Genomic DNA, 17,899 nt, shown 5'->3' on the forward strand with positions numbered 1-17,899 from the left:
CAGATCCCGAAAACGGGACGGTAACGAGGCAGATAGTGGCGGTATCTCATGACTGAGATGGTGTATGGCGCAGTCCAGGACCAGCGCGGTGAACCGATCCTTCCGAAATGGTGGCGGACGATTGACCGCTGGACGATGTCCTGCGTGCTGATCCTGTTTGCGATCGGGCTTTTGCTGGGGCTGGCCTCATCGCCGCCGCTGGCGCAGCGAAACGGGTTCGATCCGTTCCACTATGTCGAGCGGCAGGCGTTGTTTGGATCGCTGGCGCTGATCGCAATGCTGCTGACCTCGATGATGTCGCCCACGTTGGTGCGACGGCTGGCGGTTCTGGGCTTTCTGGCGGCCTTCGTGGCGCTGGCCTTTCTGCCGATCTTCGGGACCGATTTCGGCAAGGGGGCGGTGCGCTGGTATTCGCTGGGCTTCGCCTCGGTCCAACCGTCCGAGTTTCTGAAGCCCGGCTTCATCGTCGTGGCCGCCTGGCTGCTGGCCGCGGCGCAAGAAATCAACGGTCCGCCGGGGCGGCTGTGGTCCTTCGCGCTGTGCCTGTCGATCGTGGGCATGCTGGTGATGCAGCCTGATTTCGGTCAGGCCTGTCTAATCCTGTTCGGCTGGGGCGTGATGTATTTTGTGGCCGGTGCGCCGATGTTTCTGCTGTTGGGTATGGCGGGGGCGGTCGTCTTGGGTGGCATGTTCGCCTACGCCAATTCCGAACATTTCGCCCGGCGCATCGATGGTTTCCTGAACCAGGAAGTCGATCCCACCACCCAGTTGGGTTATGCCACCAACGCCATCCGAGAGGGCGGCCTGTTCGGCGTTGGCGTGGGAGAGGGGCAGGTGAAATGGTCGCTGCCCGATGCACATACCGATTTCATCATCGCCGTGGCGGCCGAGGAATACGGCCTGATCCTGGTGCTGATCATCATCGCGCTTTATGCGCTGATCGTCGTGCGCTCGCTGCTGCGGCTGATGCGCGAACGTGACATGTTCATCCGTCTGGCGGGCACCGGTCTGGCCTGCATGTTCGGTGTGCAGGCGATGATCAACATGGGCGTCGCCGTGCGCCTGCTGCCGGCCAAGGGCATGACGCTGCCCTTCGTCAGCTATGGCGGCTCGTCGCTGATCGCGGGCGGCATCGCGCTGGGCATGCTTCTGGCCTTCACCCGCACCCGCCCACAGGGCGAACTGGGCGACATTCTGCGCGGACGGAGCTGATGACGAACCCTTATTTGCTGATCGCGGCTGGCGGAACCGGGGGCCACATGTTCCCCGCTCAGGCGCTTGCTGAGGCCATGCTGAACAAGGGTTGGCGCGTGCGCCTGTCCACCGACGCGCGCGGCGCGCGCTATACGGGCGGTTTCCCGCATTCTACCGAGATTGTCGAGGTGTCCTCGGCCACATTCGCCCGCGGCGGGCTGGCGGCCAAGGCGCTGGCCGGTCCCCGGATCGCGGCCGGAGTTGCCGGGATGACGGTCCAGTTGCTGCGCAACAGGCCGGACGTGGTGGTGGGGTTCGGCGGCTACCCGTCGATCCCGGCGCTGAGCGCGGCGGTGATGCTGCGTCTGCCCCGCATGATCCACGAACAAAACGGCGTTCTGGGGCGTGTGAACCAGCTGTTCGCCACCCGCGTTGCGCATGTGGCCTGCGGCGTCTGGCCCACCGACCTGCCCGAGGGCGCCCACGGTATCCACACCGGCAACCCCGTCCGGGCCGCCGTGCTGGAGCGCGCCGCCGCGCCTTACATCCCGCCCGGAGATTACCCGATGTCGGTGCTCGTGATGGGCGGCAGCCAGGGCGCCCGCATCCTCAGCGACGTGGTGCCCGGCGCCATCGTCGCACTGCCCGAGAGCCTGCGCCAGTATATCCGTGTTTCGCACCAGGCGCGCGAAGAGGATGTCGAGCGGGTCACCGCCTTCTACGCCGAACACGGGATTCTGGCCGAGGTCCAACCCTTCTTCCACGACGTCCCCCGCCGCATGTCCGAGGCGCAATTGGTGATCAGCCGCTCGGGTGCGTCGAGCGTGGCTGACATCTCGGTGATCGGGCGGCCCTCGGTCCTGATCCCCTTTGCTGCCGCAGCAGGCGATCACCAGACCGCCAATGCGCGCGGGCTGGTACAGGCGGGCGCGGCGATCATGATCCCCGAAAAGGCCCTTGACGTTCCCGCCCTGACCGAGCAAATCGCACTGGTTCTGACCAACCCCGAAGCCGCACAGAAAATGGCCCATGCCGCCCTGTCTGTCGGGGCGCCCGACGCGACCGAGCGTCTGGTGGCCCTTGTCGAACAGCTGGCGCAGAAGGAGACCCCATGAATCCAGCAACCAAACTGCCGCAGGATGTCGGACCGATCCATTTCGTGGGCATCGGCGGCATCGGGATGTCGGGCATTGCCGAAGTGCTGCTGAACCTTGGGTATCAGGTGCAGGGATCCGACCTTAAAGCCTCGAAGATCACCGACCGTCTGGCGTCGCTGGGGGCTGAGATTTTTGTGGGTCAGCGGGCTGAAAACCTCGACAATGCCGCCGTGGTTGTCGTTTCGACGGCGATCAAGCCGGGCAACCCAGAACTGGACGGCGCCCGTGCATTGGGCCTGCCGGTGGTGCGCCGTGCCGACATGCTGGCCGAGCTGATGCGGCTGAAATCCAACATTGCCATCGCCGGTACCCACGGCAAGACCACGACCACCACGATGATGGCCGAGCTGATGGTGGCGGGCGATTTCGACCCAACCGTCATCAACGGCGGCGTAATCCATGCTTACGGCTCGAACGCGCGGATGGGGCAGGGCGAGTGGATGGTGGTCGAGGCTGACGAATCCGACGGCTCGTTCAACCGGCTGCCCGCGACCATCGCCATCGTGACCAATATCGACCCTGAGCACATGGAGCATTGGGGCGATTTCGACCGGCTGCGCGCGGGCTTTCACGATTTCGTCTCGAACATCCCGTTCTACGGTCTAGCGGTGTGCTGCACCGACCATGCCGAGGTTCAGGCACTGGTGGGCCGCATCACCGACCGCCGCGTGCGCACTTATGGGTTCAACGCCCAGGCCGACGTGCGTGCGGTCAACCTGACCTACAAGGGCGGCATTGCGCATTTCGACATCCACCTGCAATACGAGGACACGGTGATCGAGGGTTGCACCCTGCCGATGCCGGGCGATCACAACGTCTCGAACGCGCTGTCGGCCGTGGCCGTGGCCCGTCATCTGGGCATGAAGACCGCTGAAATCCGCGATGCGCTGGCCAATTTCGGCGGCGTCAACCGCCGCTTTACCAAGGTGGGCGAGGTGAACGGCGTCACCATCATCGACGATTACGGCCACCACCCGGTGGAAATCGCGGCGGTGCTCAAGGCTGCGCGTCAGGCGACCGAAGGCCGCGTGATCGCCGTGCATCAGCCGCACCGCTATTCGCGCCTGTCCAACCTGTTCGACGATTTCTGCGCCTGTTTCAACGACGCCGATGTCGTGGCCATTGCCGAGGTCTTCTCTGCCGGTGAGGATCCGATCGAAGGCGCCAGCCGCGATGATCTGGTGCAGGGCCTGATCCGTCACGGCCACCGCCACGCGCGCGCGCTGCTGGACGAAGGCGACCTGGAGCGTCTGGTACGCGAGCAGGCCCGGCCCGGCGACATGGTCGTCTGCCTGGGCGCGGGCACCATCAGTGCCTGGGCCAATGCGCTGCCTGACCGGCTGAAGGTAAAACAAGCCGTTTGACGTTAGCAGGCATTTGGGTGCACAACTTGCGGATGTGTTCCTGCCCTGGCATGTGACTCATTTGCGGAGAGAGCCATGGATTATTCCGTTTTCTTTGCCGCCCTTTGGGTGATCTGCGCCACTGTCGTGGCGCTGTTGCCGATGCGCCTGCAATTTCCGCCGGGCATCGTACTACTGATCTTCGCACCAGTTCTGATCGTCTGGCTTGGCGTGGCCCATGGCTGGTTGATCGGAGCGCTGGCCTTTGCCGGGTTCGTATCGATGTTCCGCAACCCCATCCGGTATTACTGGCGAAAATGGTCGGGCCGCGAGGTGGGGCAATGAGTTGGTCGATCGCACTGGCCGCCCTGTGGGGCGTCGCCGCCAATGTGCTGGCCATGATCCCCAGCAAGGACAACCACTGGACCCGCGCCTATGCGCTGATCGCGGTGGGCATCCCGATCCTGGGCTATGTCACTTACGAAAACGGCCCGTGGGTCGGCCTGTTCGTTCTGGCCGCCGGCATGTCGGTGCTGCGTTGGCCGGTGATCTACCTTGGGCGGTGGCTGCGGCGGCGGATTTGAACCTGCGTCTTGGAACGGGCTTGCCACGCCCCACCGAATCCGCGATCTAGCCTCAATGACCACTTTGCCAACGCCTCAAGGCCGCCTGACGCCGAACCGACCTCTGAACGACCTCACCTGGCTGCGTGTTGGCGGCCCGGCGGATTATCTGTTTCAGCCGGCTGACCTTCAGGATTTGCAGGCTTTCCTGCGCGATCTTCCGTCCGAGGTGCCGGTGTTCCCGATGGGCGTCGGCTCGAATCTGATCGTCCGCGACGGCGGGCTGCGGGCCGTGGTGATCCGACTGGGGCGCGGCTTCAACGGCATCTCGGTCGAAGGCACCACAGTCACCGCAGGGGCGGCCGCACTGGATGCGCATGTCGCGCGCAAGGCGGCGGATGCGGGGGTGGACCTCACCTTTCTGCGCACCATCCCCGGTTCCATCGGTGGGGCCGTGCGGATGAACGCCGGTTGCTATGGCAGCTACACGGCCGATGTTCTGAAATCGGCCACCATCGTCACCCGGCAGGGCGAGTTGGTCGAGCTGACACCCGCCGACCTGAACTTCCGCTATCGCCAGTCCGACCTGCCTGAAGGTGCGGTGCTGGTGTCGGCCACGTTCCAGGGCCCGGCTGGCAATCCGTCAGACCTGCACGCCCGGATGGAGGCGCAGTTGAAAAAGCGCGACGAGACCCAGCCCACCAAGGACCGCAGCGCAGGGTCGACCTTCCGCAATCCGGCCGGGTTTTCCTCGACCGGGCGGGCCGATGATGTGCACGACCTGAAGGCCTGGAAGGTGATCGAAGACGCCGGAATGCGCGGCGCCCGGCGCGGGGGCGCACAGATGAGCCCCAAGCATTCGAATTTCCTGATCAACACCGGAAACGCCACCGCCGCCGACCTCGAAGGGCTGGGCGAAGAGGTGCGAAAAAAGGTTTACGAAACAAGCGGGATCACGCTAGAGTGGGAAATCATGCGGGTCGGTGATCCGCTGACAGACTAAAGCCCCGACCGTCAGACCAAAACAGGCAAATTCAGGCGACGGATCAAAGGCATAACGAAATACGGACCACCAGATAAGGTCCGGGGACATTGAGGCGCACGAACGTGGGTAGGTCGAGCAGGACAAACCCCAAAGTGGCGGTATTGATGGGCGGCCCCTCGGCGGAACGCGAGGTGTCTCTCAGCAGTGGGCGCGAATGCGCAGCCGCCCTTGTGGGAGAAGGGATCGAGGTCGTCGAACTGGACGCCGGTCCTGACCTTTGTGCGCGCTTGCAGGACATCAAGCCCGACGTTGTCTTCAACGCCTTGCATGGCCGCTGGGGCGAGGATGGTTGCGTGCAGGGTCTGCTGGAGTGGCTGCGAATTCCCTACACGCATTCAGGCGTGTTGGCTTCGGCGTTGGCCATGGACAAACAGCGCAGCAAAGAGGTCTTCCGCGCGGCCGGCCTGCCGGTGGCCAACAGCTTGATCGTTCCGAAATCGGACGTGATGGCGGGACACGTCATGCCCGCGCCATATGTGGTCAAGCCCAACAACGAAGGATCGAGCGTCGGGATCTACCTTGTTTTCGAGGGGTCGAACGGCCCGCCGCAGCTGTCGGATGACATGCCCGAACAGGTCATGGTCGAGCAATACGTGGCCGGGCGCGAGCTGACGGTCACCGTGATGGGCGACCGCGCCCTGACCGTGACCGAGATCCTGACCGACGGCTGGTATGACTACGACGCCAAATACAAGCCCGGCGGGTCGCGCCACGTGCTGCCCGCCGATATCCCGCCGCGTATCTTCGAGCTGTGCATGGATTATGCCCTGCGCGCGCATCAGGTTTTGGGGTGCCGGGGCGTCAGTCGCACCGACTACCGCTGGGACGACGCCAAGGGCGAAGACGGCCTGTTCCTTCTGGAGACCAACACCCAGCCGGGCATGACCCCCACCTCGCTGGTGCCTGAACAAGCCGCGCATCTGGGCATGACCTTCGGTCAGCTCTGCGCCTGGATGGTCGAGGACGCTTCATGCGATCGTTGACTGCCTCGCGCGCGCCAGACGTATATCGGCCCAAACCCCTTGCGGGGCCGGATGCAACATTTCAGGCGGGCGGCAATGCAAAGGCCCAGTCTGATCCCAAGCTGCGCCTGCGCGGTGGGCGTCTGTTCCGCCGTCGCACCGGGCGTGCCGATCCCGCCCCTTCGCGCCTCAGCTACCGTCTGCAGCGCTGGATGCTGACTCCAGGCATCCGGCGCGGCCTCAAGATCGGTCTGCCTCTGGGCGCTCTGGCCGCCGCCGTTGGTCTGTTCTTTGCCGACGAGACCCGGCGCGAAGCACTGACTGCGCAAGTCGACGGTGTAATCACCGCTTTCCAGGAACGTCCCGAATTCATGGTCAAGCTGATGGCGATCGACGGCGCGGGTTCCGACCTGTCCGATGACATTCGAGAGGTGGTGCCGCTCGATTTCCCCATCAGTTCGTGGGATCTGGATGTCGAGCAGATCCGCGAAACGATCACCGGGCTGGATCCGGTGAAGTCGGCCAGCGTGCGGATCCGGCCGGGCGGTATCCTGCAGGTGGACGTGGTCGAGCGTCAGCCGGTCGTCGTATGGCGCACGCGCGAAGGCCTCGAGCTGCTGGACGAAACCGGCGCGCATGTGGCGTCGATCGCTCGCCGGACGGAGCGGCCCGATCTGCCGCTGATCGCGGGCGAGGGTGCTGACAAGCATGTGGCCGAGGCGCTGGAACTGCTGCGCACCGCGCGCGGCCTGGGCGACCGTGTGCGCGGCCTGCTGCGGGTGGGCGAACGGCGCTGGGATCTGGTTCTGGACCGCAACCAGCGCATCATGCTGCCGACCGAGCGCCCGGTGCGTGCGCTGGAGCGGGTTCTGGCAGTGAACGAGGTTCAGGATCTTCTGGAACGGGACGTGGCCATGGTCGATATGCGGCTGGGGTCGCGCCCGACCATTCGGATGACCGAAGCCGCCAGCGCAGACTGGTGGAATACAAAAGTGACAACGGGTAACGGGCAGTGAATACGATGATGACCGATCTTTATCAGTCTCAGCGCGCGATGCGCCAGATGCGCCAGCAGGCCATGCAGCGGGGGGTGGTCGCGATCCTCGATGTGGGGACATCCAAGATTGCCTGCCTCGTGCTGCGGTTCGACGGGACCGGTCGGCTGAGCGAGGACAATTCGATCGGCTCGCTGGCCGGGCAGACCGGGTTTCGGGTCATCGGCGCGGCCACCACCCGGTCGCGTGGGGTGCGGTTTGGCGAAATCACGGCCATGCAGGAAACCGAACGCGCCATCCGTACAGCGCTGCAGGCGGCGCAGAAGATGGCCGACATCCGGGTCGATCACGTGATCGCCTGTTTCTCGGGGGCCAATCCGCGCTCGTATGGACTGGACGCGCAGGTGGACCTAGACGGGCACGAGGTCACCGAGGCCGAGATCGGTCGCGTTCTGAATGCTTGCGATGTGCCCGACTATGGGGCGGGGCGCGAGGTGCTTCATGCCCAGCCGGTGAATTTCGCGCTCGACAACCGCTCGGGCTTGATCGACCCGCGCGGGCAGATGGGGCAGACGCTGGCCGTGGACATGCACATGCTGACCGTCGATGCGGTCGCCATCCAGAACCTGGTGCGCTGCATCAAGCGGTGCGATCTGGAGTTGGCGGGCATTGCCAACTCGGCTTATGTGTCGGGAATTTCGGCGCTGGTCGAGGACGAGCAGGAACTGGGCGCCGCCTGTATCGACATGGGCGGTGGATCGACCGGCGTGTCGATCTTCATCAAAAAACACATGATCTATGCCGACAGCGTACGCATGGGCGGCGATCACGTCACCAGTGACATTTCGATGGGGCTGGGGGTCTCGACCACCATCGCCGAACGGATCAAGACCTTCAATGGCGGCGTTCATGCCACTGGCGCCGATGACCGCGACATGATCGACATCGGCGCGGACACCGGCGACTGGGAACACGACCGACGCACCGTCAGCCGTGCCGAACTGATCGGCATCATGCGCCCCCGCGTCGAAGAGATTCTGGAAGAGGTCCGCCTGCGGCTGGACGCCGCCGGGTTCGACCACATGCCCAGCCAGCAGATCGTGTTGACCGGAGGAGGCAGCCAGATTCCCGGCCTCGATGGGCTGGCCAGCCGCATTCTGGGTCAGCGGGTCCGCCTGGGGCGGCCTCTGCGGGTGCACGGCCTGCCGCAATCGGCCACGGGGCCCGGCTTTTCCTCGGCGGTCGGATTGGCCCTGTTTGCCGCGCATCCGCAAGACGAATGGTGGGATTTCGAAACCCCGGTCGACAGCTCGGCCGTGCGCCCGTTCCGCCGTGCCGTGCGCTGGTTCAAGGACAACTGGTAAGGATGCTCAGCCCGGCCAGGCAAAGCTTCTGGCCGAGCGCATCATAGCCTCCATCGGGGGCGAGAATTTGCGGCCGGGAACGGTGATCATCGCCACCTCCCGGCTCACCTCGGGCTCAGTCAGCGGGCGCTGGACGAGGCCGGGCAGGGTCACCGAATATTCCGGCATGAAGGCAAAACCGATCCCGGCCAGAACCATCGCCTGCACCCAGTCCTCGCGTTCCGAACGAAACCGGGCATACAGCTCGACCCCCTTCGAATCGCAGACCGACATGACCATTTCGCGCAGTTCGCAGGCCAGCCGGTCGACGTAGTCCTGCCCCGAAAGCTCGGCCAGCGTTATGGCGTTCTTGCGCTGCAGCCGGTGCTCGGGCGGCAGAACCACCACGTAGCGTTCGAAATAGAGAGGGTGGACGCGGAACCTGTCGCGGATGTCGTCGCCCGCCGTCATCACCACCGCGTCCAGCTCGTCATCGGCCAGAAGGCTCTCCAACTCCGATACCGGGGCTTCCCTGACCGCCAGTTCCATGCCGGGGTGGTCGTGCTTGAAGGCGGCCAGAAATCGCGCCAGCCGCACATGCCCGATCGTCGGCATCACGCCAAGGCGGATCGGTGTCTTTTCCAGCAGGCGAAAGTTGCGGGCCAGAACCCGCGTGGCCTCGGTCTCTTCGAGGATGTGTTCGAGATGCGGCAGCATCGAACGGCCGAACTCGCTGAGCAGGATGCGCCGCCCCTCGCGGTGAAATACCGGCGCGCCCAGCTCCTCCTCCAGCGCCTTGATGCCCTTGGTCAGCGCCGGTTGCGACACGTCGCATTCCTCGGCCGCCTTGGTGAAATTAAGCGTCCGCGCCGCGGTCAGGACATAGCGGATCTGGGACATCTCCATGGCAACCCTCCCCTTGAAAACCACAGGGCAAGGATACAACACCCGGGCCAAACCGTCAGTTATCGAATGATAACGGTGCGCCCATAGTCCCGTGCGCCGGGTTCTGTTGAAATGCCCTCATTGACAGAAACGGTTTGTGAGAGGAGCACGAAATGCCTGTATTCATGGTGGAAAGAAATCTCAAGGGCATCAGCATGGAGGACCTCGCAGGCGCGCAGAAGGCAGCGATCGGGACGGCCGAGACCATGCGCGCCGGCGGTGACCAGATCCGCTATATCCGCTCGACCTTCTCGCCGGGCGACGGCCGTTGCATGTGCCTGTTCGAAAGCGACACGCCCGCCCAGGTGGCGCGGCTCAACGACACTGCCGGCCTGCCATATACCCAGATCGTCGAGGCGCTGGACCTGACTCCCTGAAAAATCAACGATGTGCGGCGGTTTTCGCCGCGCATTTTACCCGATTGCACGGTGACAGGATCAAGAGGCCGTGTTAGAGATTCACTCAGCACCCGGACAAGAGGTGCAGACCGAAGGCCGAGCAGGCTTTCTGAGAGTTCGGATACGTGACCTCCCCCCGCAACCCGGCGTTGCGGGCCGTTGGCGTGTTGTGTTGCCTCAGCTTCAACCCGCAACATCTGCCAGAGTCGGCGAAATACTGCAAGCGCGGGTCTGTTTTCTTCCATATTTTGTGGCAATTTTGCGTTTTTGGCGTGACGTTTGCCAATTCGGATTGTAGGATTGCAGGTGGATAGGCAAGAAAATCCCGCATTGGCGGACATATAACAGGCGGACAGAGCATGACATTAAATCTTTCGATGCCCGGGCAGGATGAACTGAAGCCACGGATCACGGTATTTGGCGTTGGCGGGGCAGGCGGCAATGCCGTCAACAACATGATTGAAAAGCAACTCGACGGCGTGGATTTCGTGGTGGCCAACACGGACGCGCAGGCACTGCAGCAAAGCCGCTCTTCGGCGCGGGTGCAGTTGGGCATCAAGGTGACCGAGGGGTTGGGCGCGGGCGCCCGGGCTTCAGTGGGTGCCGCCGCCGCCGAAGAGAGCATCGAGCAGATTGTCGATCACCTGGCCGGCGCGCATATGTGCTTCATCACCGCCGGTATGGGCGGGGGCACCGGCACCGGCGCCGCTCCGATCATCGCGCAGGCCGCGCGTGAACTGGGCGTACTGACCGTGGGCGTGGTGACCAAACCCTTCCAGTTCGAGGGCGCCAAGCGCATGCGTCAGGCCGAGGACGGCGTCGAGGCGCTGCAGAAGGTTGTTGACACGCTGATCATAATCCCCAACCAGAACCTGTTCCGTCTGGCCAACGAAAAGACCACGTTCACCGAGGCTTTCTCGATGGCCGATGACGTGCTGTACCAGGGCGTCAAGGGCGTGACCGACCTGATGGTACGTCCGGGCCTGATCAACCTCGACTTCGCCGACGTCCGCGCGGTGATGGACGAAATGGGCAAGGCCATGATGGGTACCGGCGAGGCCGAGGGCGAAGACCGCGCCATTCAGGCCGCCGAAAAGGCCATCGCCAACCCGCTGCTGGACGAAATCAGCCTCAAGGGCGCCAAAGGTGTTCTGATCAACATCACCGGCAGCCATGACCTGACCCTGTTCGAACTGGACGAGGCCGCCAACCGCATCCGCGAGGAAGTGGACCCAGAGGCCAACATCATCGTCGGCTCCACTCTGGACCCCGAGATGGAAGGCAAGATGCGCGTATCGGTCGTGGCCACCGGCATCGACGCCAGCGACAGCGCCGCCGAGGCTCCGGCGCCGCGCCGGTCGATGGCAGCGCCGCTGAGCCGCGCCACCTCGGCCGAGCAGGAAGTCCCTGAAGTCGAGGCCCAGCCGCGTCCGGCCGAAGTTGTCGAGGCGGCCGAGAACATCGCGCCGACCCTGTTCGAGTCGATCGAGGAAGTAGAGTTCAAAGAGAGCTTCTACGACACGGGCACCGAAACCGCGTCGGATGACGATGATCTTCCGCCGCCGGCCTATCAGCCAAGCGCAGCCGAAACCGGGTCGGTGCCCCAGCCGGTCGAAGCCGCAGCCGATCCGGTGCATTCACATGCGCCGGGCACTCCTTCGCCGCAGGCCATGCAGCGGTTGCAGGCCGCGGTCCAGAAAGTGCCGAGCGAGTCGCAGCGCCTGAACGCGCAGCGTCCGCAGGCGTCGGCACAACCGCCGCGCCCTGCGGCTGAGGAACGGCCGCGTTTCGGCTTCAACCGCCTGATCGATCGGATGACCGGACATGCCTCGGACACCCCCGCGCAACCTGTCCGTCAGCAGCCCGCATTGCGCCAGACTGACGCCACGGCACCTGCGCAAGACGCGGCCGACCCGGATCAGGAACGGATCGAGATACCGGCCTTCCTGCGGCGTCAGGCCAACTGATCGCGGTAACAAATTCTGAGGAAGGGTCGCCGGTTGGCGACCCTTTATTATTTGTTTTCAGATATTTACATGCGGATCGGCAGGCTTTTGCCGATCGTTCGCAAAACTGTTTCATTCGGTTACAAAGAGTGAGTTGAGGTGCCTCCGGTGCTTCCTTAACTGAGTGGCAACACGGCCGTTTTGGGTCGGACACCGCTCACAGAGGTCCCATTTGCAACAGACGCTCAAATCTTCGGTCACGTTCAAAGGCGTGGGTTTGCATAGCGGCAAGCCCGCGACGATGGTTCTTAAGCCGGCTGCCGCCGGGCACGGTATTTGGTTCAAGCGGACCGATATCGAACTGGGCAATGCAATGATCCCGGCGATCTATGACGTTGTTGAGCGGACCCAGCTGTGCACGCGGTTGGTCAATGATGCGGGCGTCTCGGTGTCTACTGTTGAACATATCATGGCAGCCTTGGCCGGATGCGGCATCCACAATGCCCTGATCGAGATCGACGGCCCCGAAGTCCCGATCATGGATGGCTCGTCGATTGAATTCGTGCGCGGCATCATGTCCAAGGGTGTACGCCGCCAGGCCAGCCCCGTTCTGGCTTACGAGGTGCTCAAGCCGGTCGTCGCCGAGCGCGAGGGCGCGCGGGCGTCGATCCGTCCGGCGGACGGCTTGATCATCGAGTTCCACATCGATTTCGAAGACGTGGCCATCGGACGGCAGACCAAGATTCTTGACATGCGCAACGGTGCCTTTGCCCGCGAACTGTCCGATTGTCGAACGTTCTGCCGCCGCTCTGATGTCGAAGCGATGCGCGAAAGCGGTCTGGCTCTGGGTGGCACGCTGGACAACGCTGTCGTGGTGCAGGGCGACTCGGTTCTGACTCCGGGCGGCTTCCGCCGTGCGGACGAAGCCGTGCGTCACAAGATGCTGGATGCGCTGGGGGATCTGTATCTGGCCGGCGGCCCGATCTTCGGCCATTTCGTCGGCGAGAAATCCGGCCACGCGATGACCAACACCCTACTCCGCAAACTGTTCGAAACGCCCGGCGCGGTGCGCCCGGTTCTGTGCACGCCGGAACAGGCAATGCAATTGCCGGGGCAGGGTCTGGCCTTTGCGGAAATCCCGCAGGTGGCCTGATCTGTCCCGTCTTGGCGACAATTCCGTCGCGGGTCGTTAAAGGCGTTTTGCACCGGAATTTTATATGCTAGACCAAAGCCCAATCCGGGGTTACCCAAAGAGACAAGACGACTAGGATGGGCGGTATGGTTGGCTTCAAGGCGGCAGTCAGGCTTGCGGGCGTGATTCTTCTGGCGGCTACTTTGACGGCATGCGGCAATGCGGGCGGCTTGTTTGGAAACAAGGGGGCCGACCGGTCCCAAAACCTAGAAGGCTATACCCCCGAACAGATTTTCACCCGTGGCGAATTCGAGTTGTCGCAGAATAGGCCGGATGACGCCGCCTGGTACTTCTCGGAAGTGGAGCGCCTGTACCCCTATTCCGAATGGGCCAAGCGGTCGCTGATCATGCAGGCCTTTGCGTTCCATTCGGACAAGAATTATGAGGAAAGCCGCGCCGCCGCGCAGCGGTATATCGACTTCTACCCCACCGACGAGGACGCGGCCTATGCGCAATACCTTCTGGCGCTCAGCTATTATGATCAGATTGACGAGGTCGGCCGCGACCAGGGCCTGACCTTCCAAGCGCTACAGGCCCTGCGAACGGTGATCGAGGTCTATCCCGACAGCGAATATGCAACCTCGGCGGTTCTGAAATTCGATCTGGCTTTCGACCATCTGGCGGGCAAGGAAATGGAGATCGGGCGCTATTATCTGCGTCAGGATCACTATACCGCCGCAATCAACCGCTTCCGAGTAGTGGTCGAGGATTTCCAGACCACCACCCACACCGCCGAGGCGCTGTACCGCCTTGTCGAGGCCTATCTGGCCCTGGGGCTGGTTGACGAGGCGCAGTCGGCTGGTGCGATCCTTGGCTACAACTACCAGTCGTCCGAATGGTATGATGCGGCTTACAAGCTGCTGACGTCGCGCGGGCTTGAACTCAAGAGCCGCGGCAACAACTGGCTCAGCCAGATCTACCGCCAGACGATCAAGGGCCAGTGGTTGTAATCGCCATGGTGACAGGCTTGGGACGCTGACGACCCGATGCTGCGCGCCCTTGATATCCGCGACATGCTGATCATCGACCGGCTGGAACTGACCTTTCAGCCGGGCCTGAACGCGCTGACCGGCGAGACGGGCGCCGGCAAGTCGATCCTACTCGACTCTCTGGGCTTCGTGCTGGGCTGGCGCGGGCGGGCCGAACTGGTCCGGCAAGGGGCCGCGCAGGGCGAGGTCGTGGCCGAGTTCGAACTGCCCGAGGACCATCCCGCCCATGCGATCCTGGCCGAGGCTGGTTTGCCCGGCGGGTCGGAACTGATCCTGCGCCGCGTCAACACTGCCGATGGGCGCAAGACCGCTTGGGTCAACGACCGCCGCTGCTCGGGCGAGGTGCTGCGCGCGCTGTCGGAAACCTTGGTCGAACTGCACGGCCAGCATGATGACCGCGGCCTGCTGAACCCGCGTGGTCATCGCGCTATGCTGGACGCCTATGCCGGGGCCGAGCCGCAATTGACAGCTGTGCGCGCCGCCTGGGCTGAGATGGCGCGCGCCCGCAAAGCCCTGGCCGAGACCGAGGCCGCCGTGGCCGCCGTGCGCAGCGAAGAGGAATTTCTGCGGCATTCCGTTGCCGAACTCGACAAGCTTGATCCGCAGCCGGGCGAGGACGCCGAACTCGACGCCCGCCGCCGGATGATGCAGGGGGCCGAGCGCATCCGCGACGACGTGGCCCGTGCCTTTGCCCTGCTGGGCGGTGACGGGGCCGAAGGGGCGATGGCGGATGCCGTGCGCTGGCTGGAAGGTGTCGCCGACCGGGCCGAGGGCCAATTGGACGAGCCGATCGCCGCCCTGGGGCGTGCCCTGATCGAATTGGGCGAGGCGCAGGATGGCGTAACCTCCTGCCTCGAGGCGCTGGATTTCAACCCTGTCGAGTTGGAGCAGACCGAGGAACGTCTGTTCGCCATCCGCGCGCTAGCCCGCAAACATGACGTGGCGCCAGATGACCTGAGCGGTTTCGCCGACACGCTACGCGCCCGTCTGGGCCAGCTTGAGGCCGGAGACGCCGACCTGGCCGACCGTCGCGCTGCGGTTCAGGCCGCGCAGGCAGCCTACGACGCGGCCGCCGAGGCACTCAGCGCTCTGCGGCGCGAGGCTGCCGGCCGGCTGGACGCGGCGGTAATGGCCGAGCTTGCGCCGCTCAAGATGGAGCGTGCGGTGTTCCAGACCCAGATCACACCCACCGAGCCCGGACCCGAGGGGCAGGACGCCGTGGCCTTTACCGTCGCCACCAACCCGGGCGCGCCGTCGGGTCCGCTCAACAAGATCGCCTCGGGTGGGGAGCTCAGCCGCTTTCTGCTGGCTCTCAAAGTGTGCCTGTCGGGCGACGACAGCGCCCGCACCATGATCTTTGACGAAATCGACCGCGGGGTGGGCGGCGCCACCGCGGACGCCGTGGGCCGCAGGCTTGCGGCGCTGGCGCAGGGCGGGCAGGTGCTGGTGGTAACCCATTCGCCGCAGGTTGCGGCTCGCGCGGCTCATCACTGGCGGGTTCAGAAACACGTGACAGACGGGCAGACCCTGTCCACTGTCCTACCGCTGTCCGAGCCGGACCGGATCGACGAGATTGCCCGCATGGTCTCGGGCGACACCATAACGCCCGAGGCCCGTGCCGCCGCCCGCGCGCTGCTGCAGGCCTGATGCCATCCTGCCGCTGTGTGCCGCGGGCTTCACCAGCTTGCGACTTTTCTCTGCGCAGTGCGTGCGTTACCAAGGGTCATCACCCAACCCCGCCGAGGGACAATGACCCAGTCCACCCGTTCCGTGCTGCACTACCAGCTCCAACAGGCCTTGGCCGCGCTCAAGGACGCCTGGCGGGTCATGCGCCGTCGTGGTCCCAGCCAGGTCCAGTTCTGGTTCATCGCGCTGGCCATCGGCATCGCCGCAGGGTTCATGGCGTTGGGGTTTCGCAAGGGCATCACCGCCTTGCAGGCCTATGTCTACCAGACAGAGGACATCCTGCGCCTGCACAGCCATGCCGAAGGGCTGCCATGGGTCATGATCCTGGTCATTCCCATCGTAGGTGGACTGGTGGTGGGGGTAATCCTGCACCTGTTTACCGATGACGGCCGCGTGCGCTCGGTTGCCGACGTGATCGAAGGCGCCGCCGTCAACGATGGTCGGGTCGAAACCAAGGCCGGCATCGCCTCTTTCCTCGCCTCGCTGATCACGCTCAGCACCGGAGGTTCGACCGGACGGGAAGGGCCGGTGGTGCACATGGCCGGCGTGATCTCGACCTGGGTCAGCAACCGCATCCATGCCGACGGCATCACCGGGCGCGACCTGTTGGGCTGTGCCGTCGCTGCCGCCGTCTCGGCCAGTTTCAACGCCCCTATCGCCGGGGCGCTGTTCGCGCTCGAGGTGGTGTTGCGCCATTTTGCCGTCCATGCTTTTGCGCCGATCGTGATCGCCTCGGTGGCGGGCACGGTCATCAACCGGCTGGAATATGGCGACGTGACCGAATTCATTCTGGAAACGCCGGGATCGTTGCAATTCTACGTCGAGCTGCCGGCCTTCCTGATCCTCGGGCTGGTTTGCGGGCTGGTGTCTGTGGTGCTGATGCGCGCAATCTTCTTTGCCGAGGATTTCGGTAACCACGTCCAGACGCGCCTGTCACTGCCGCGCTGGTTGCGCCCGGCGGTGTCCGGGGCGATGCTGGGGGTTATTGCCATCTGGTTCCCGCATATCATCGGCGTGGGCTACGAAACCACGATCCGCGCCCTGACCGGCGATCTGGTGCTGACCACCGCCATCCTGTTCGCGATGGTGAAAACCGCCGCCGTCGCCATTACCATGGGCGGACGCATGGGGGGCGGTGTGTTCTCGCCCTCGCTGATGATTGGGGCGCTGACTGGTCTGGCCTTCGGGCTGATCGCGACCGGCCTGCTGCCGGACGTGTCCGGCACGCACACGCTCTATGCCTTCGCGGGCATGGGGGCGGTGGCGGCGGCGGTGCTGGGGGCGCCGATTTCGACCACGCTGATCGTGTTCGAGCTGACCGGAGACTGGCAGATCGGGCTGGCTGTAATGGTATCGGTTTCGATGTCCACCGCGCTGGCTTCGCGGCTTGTCGACAGGTCGTTCTTCCTGACCCAGTTGGAGCGCCGGGGCGTGCATCTGGCGGCCGGGCCGCAGGCCTATCTGCTGGCGATGCTGCGGGCCGGTTCGGTGATGCGCCCGCTGGGTGATCCGCGCTCGATCACCGAAAAACAGGCGCGGGAGCTGATGGATCAGGGGCTTTGCATTCCGGCCAGCGCCACGCTCGAGGCGGCGATGCCTTATTTCGACCGTGACGAGATCGCTTGTCTACCGGTGGTGGTGCCCGAAGACGACGGATCCGAAACCCCGGTTGGCGCGCTTTATCATGTCGATGCACTCAAGGCGTACAACCGCGCGCTGGCCGCCACGGCAGCCGAGGAACATTCGTGACCCTGCGTGGGTGTCAGATTTGCTCGACCTTCACCGATTCGAGCCGGTAGAACGCGATGTAGTCCTTGATTTCGGACACGGCCGGGATCGGGTTCTCATAGCTCCAGGCCGCGTTTTCGGTGACCGAGGATTTGTTGACGATCGAAAAATGCGTGGCGTCGCCCTTGTGCGGGCAGTGGGTCACCCTGTCGGTCTTGTCCAGAAAGGCCATCGCGATGTCGTCGCGTGGGAAATAGATGACCGGCGGCAGATCGCCCTCCGACAGCTCCAGTGCGTTGGTGGTCTCGCCCAGAATGGCGCCGCCTGAACGGACGCACCATTTTCCGAGCGCCTTGCGGATCGTGATATCTGCGGTCATTTCTGCTCCTTCCCTCGTCGTCGCGGCCTTTGAT

17 protein-coding genes are annotated in these 17,899 nt (G+C 64.2%); 15 read left to right on the plus strand and 2 right to left on the minus strand.

The genetic code is table 11. The annotated features are described in order from the left end of the window. Positions 1-48 precede the first annotated feature (48 nt). From ftsW to ftsA, 9 genes are all read left to right on the plus strand, one after another. Positions 49-1,212, plus strand: coding sequence for a putative lipid II flippase FtsW (gene ftsW, locus AC2FMN_RS02575; RefSeq protein WP_496685996.1), 1,164 nt, complete (start codon positions 49-51; stop codon positions 1,210-1,212). After that, positions 1,212-2,309: a UDP-N-acetylglucosamine--N-acetylmuramyl-(pentapeptide) pyrophosphoryl-undecaprenol N-acetylglucosamine transferase gene (locus AC2FMN_RS02580; RefSeq protein WP_496685998.1), complete on the plus strand. Its 1,098-nt coding sequence runs from the start codon at positions 1,212-1,214 to the stop codon at positions 2,307-2,309. Before ftsW ends, AC2FMN_RS02580 begins: the two co-directional genes overlap by 1 nt. Continuing rightward, positions 2,306-3,715, plus strand: coding sequence for a UDP-N-acetylmuramate--L-alanine ligase (gene murC / locus AC2FMN_RS02585; RefSeq protein WP_170371540.1), 1,410 nt, complete (start codon positions 2,306-2,308; stop codon positions 3,713-3,715). Before AC2FMN_RS02580 ends, murC begins: the two co-directional genes overlap by 4 nt. A gap of 75 nt (positions 3,716-3,790) precedes the next feature. Continuing rightward, entirely contained in the window at positions 3,791-4,039 is a 249-nt protein-coding gene (locus AC2FMN_RS02590) for a DUF2484 family protein (protein WP_496686001.1), read from the plus strand. Then, positions 4,036-4,278 carry a DUF2484 family protein gene (locus AC2FMN_RS02595; protein WP_170357288.1) on the plus strand — a complete coding sequence of 81 codons (243 nt, stop codon included), beginning with the start codon at positions 4,036-4,038 and terminating at the stop codon, positions 4,276-4,278. The genes AC2FMN_RS02590 and AC2FMN_RS02595 overlap by 4 nt, the downstream gene beginning before the upstream one ends. Positions 4,279-4,333: 55 nt before the next feature. Then, complete coding sequence (gene murB, locus AC2FMN_RS02600) at positions 4,334-5,260, plus strand: UDP-N-acetylmuramate dehydrogenase (protein ID WP_496686003.1); 927 nt, start codon at positions 4,334-4,336, stop codon at positions 5,258-5,260. Positions 5,261-5,364: 104 nt separating this feature from the next. Next, positions 5,365-6,285: a D-alanine--D-alanine ligase gene (locus tag AC2FMN_RS02605; protein ID WP_496686006.1), complete on the plus strand. Its 921-nt coding sequence runs from the start codon at positions 5,365-5,367 to the stop codon at positions 6,283-6,285. Next, on the plus strand, positions 6,273-7,280 hold the full coding sequence (locus tag AC2FMN_RS02610) for a cell division protein FtsQ/DivIB (RefSeq protein ID WP_496686009.1): 1,008 nt from the start codon (positions 6,273-6,275) through the stop codon (positions 7,278-7,280). Before AC2FMN_RS02605 ends, AC2FMN_RS02610 begins: the two co-directional genes overlap by 13 nt. An 8-nt stretch (positions 7,281-7,288) precedes the next feature. Then, the gene (gene ftsA / locus AC2FMN_RS02615) at positions 7,289-8,623 is read left to right on the plus strand and encodes a cell division protein FtsA (RefSeq protein WP_496678843.1); all 1,335 of its coding nucleotides are present in this window, start codon (positions 7,289-7,291) and stop codon (positions 8,621-8,623) included. A gap of 6 nt (positions 8,624-8,629) precedes the next feature. Here ftsA and AC2FMN_RS02620 read toward each other — a convergent pair whose 3' ends face one another. Next, a complete protein-coding gene (locus tag AC2FMN_RS02620) occupies positions 8,630-9,508 on the minus strand; it encodes a LysR family transcriptional regulator (protein ID WP_496686011.1) in 879 nt (292 codons plus the stop codon). Positions 9,509-9,660: 152 nt separating this feature from the next. Here AC2FMN_RS02620 and AC2FMN_RS02625 point away from each other — a divergent pair, with 152 nt between their 5' ends. The 6 genes from AC2FMN_RS02625 to AC2FMN_RS02650 all read left to right on the plus strand — a co-directional run bounded on the left by AC2FMN_RS02625 (position 9,661) and on the right by AC2FMN_RS02650 (position 17,507). Next, positions 9,661-9,924: a DUF4242 domain-containing protein gene (locus tag AC2FMN_RS02625; RefSeq protein WP_068347630.1), complete on the plus strand. Its 264-nt coding sequence runs from the start codon at positions 9,661-9,663 to the stop codon at positions 9,922-9,924. 380 nt (positions 9,925-10,304) lie between these two features. Next, positions 10,305-11,912: a cell division protein FtsZ gene (gene ftsZ / locus AC2FMN_RS02630; protein ID WP_496686013.1), complete on the plus strand. Its 1,608-nt coding sequence runs from the start codon at positions 10,305-10,307 to the stop codon at positions 11,910-11,912. Positions 11,913-12,123: 211 nt separating this feature from the next. Further along, positions 12,124-13,044, plus strand: coding sequence for a UDP-3-O-acyl-N-acetylglucosamine deacetylase (gene lpxC / locus AC2FMN_RS02635; RefSeq protein WP_496686016.1), 921 nt, complete (start codon positions 12,124-12,126; stop codon positions 13,042-13,044). A 125-nt stretch (positions 13,045-13,169) separates the two neighbouring features. Continuing rightward, positions 13,170-14,033 (plus strand): outer membrane protein assembly factor BamD, encoded by an 864-nt coding sequence (locus AC2FMN_RS02640; protein WP_149774745.1) that lies wholly within the window; start codon positions 13,170-13,172, stop codon positions 14,031-14,033. Positions 14,034-14,069: 36 nt separating this feature from the next. Continuing rightward, on the plus strand, positions 14,070-15,719 hold the full coding sequence (gene recN, locus AC2FMN_RS02645) for a DNA repair protein RecN (protein ID WP_496686018.1): 1,650 nt from the start codon (positions 14,070-14,072) through the stop codon (positions 15,717-15,719). Positions 15,720-15,821: 102 nt separating this feature from the next. Then, complete coding sequence (locus AC2FMN_RS02650; protein ID WP_496686020.1) at positions 15,822-17,507, plus strand: chloride channel protein; 1,686 nt, start codon at positions 15,822-15,824, stop codon at positions 17,505-17,507. A 13-nt stretch (positions 17,508-17,520) separates the two neighbouring features. Here AC2FMN_RS02650 and AC2FMN_RS02655 read toward each other — a convergent pair whose 3' ends face one another. Further along, complete coding sequence (locus tag AC2FMN_RS02655; protein WP_496686022.1) at positions 17,521-17,865, minus strand: DUF427 domain-containing protein; 345 nt, start codon at positions 17,863-17,865, stop codon at positions 17,521-17,523. Positions 17,866-17,899: the final 34 nt, after the last annotated feature.

This window comes from Ruegeria sp. BHSC037, assembly GCF_059613045.1.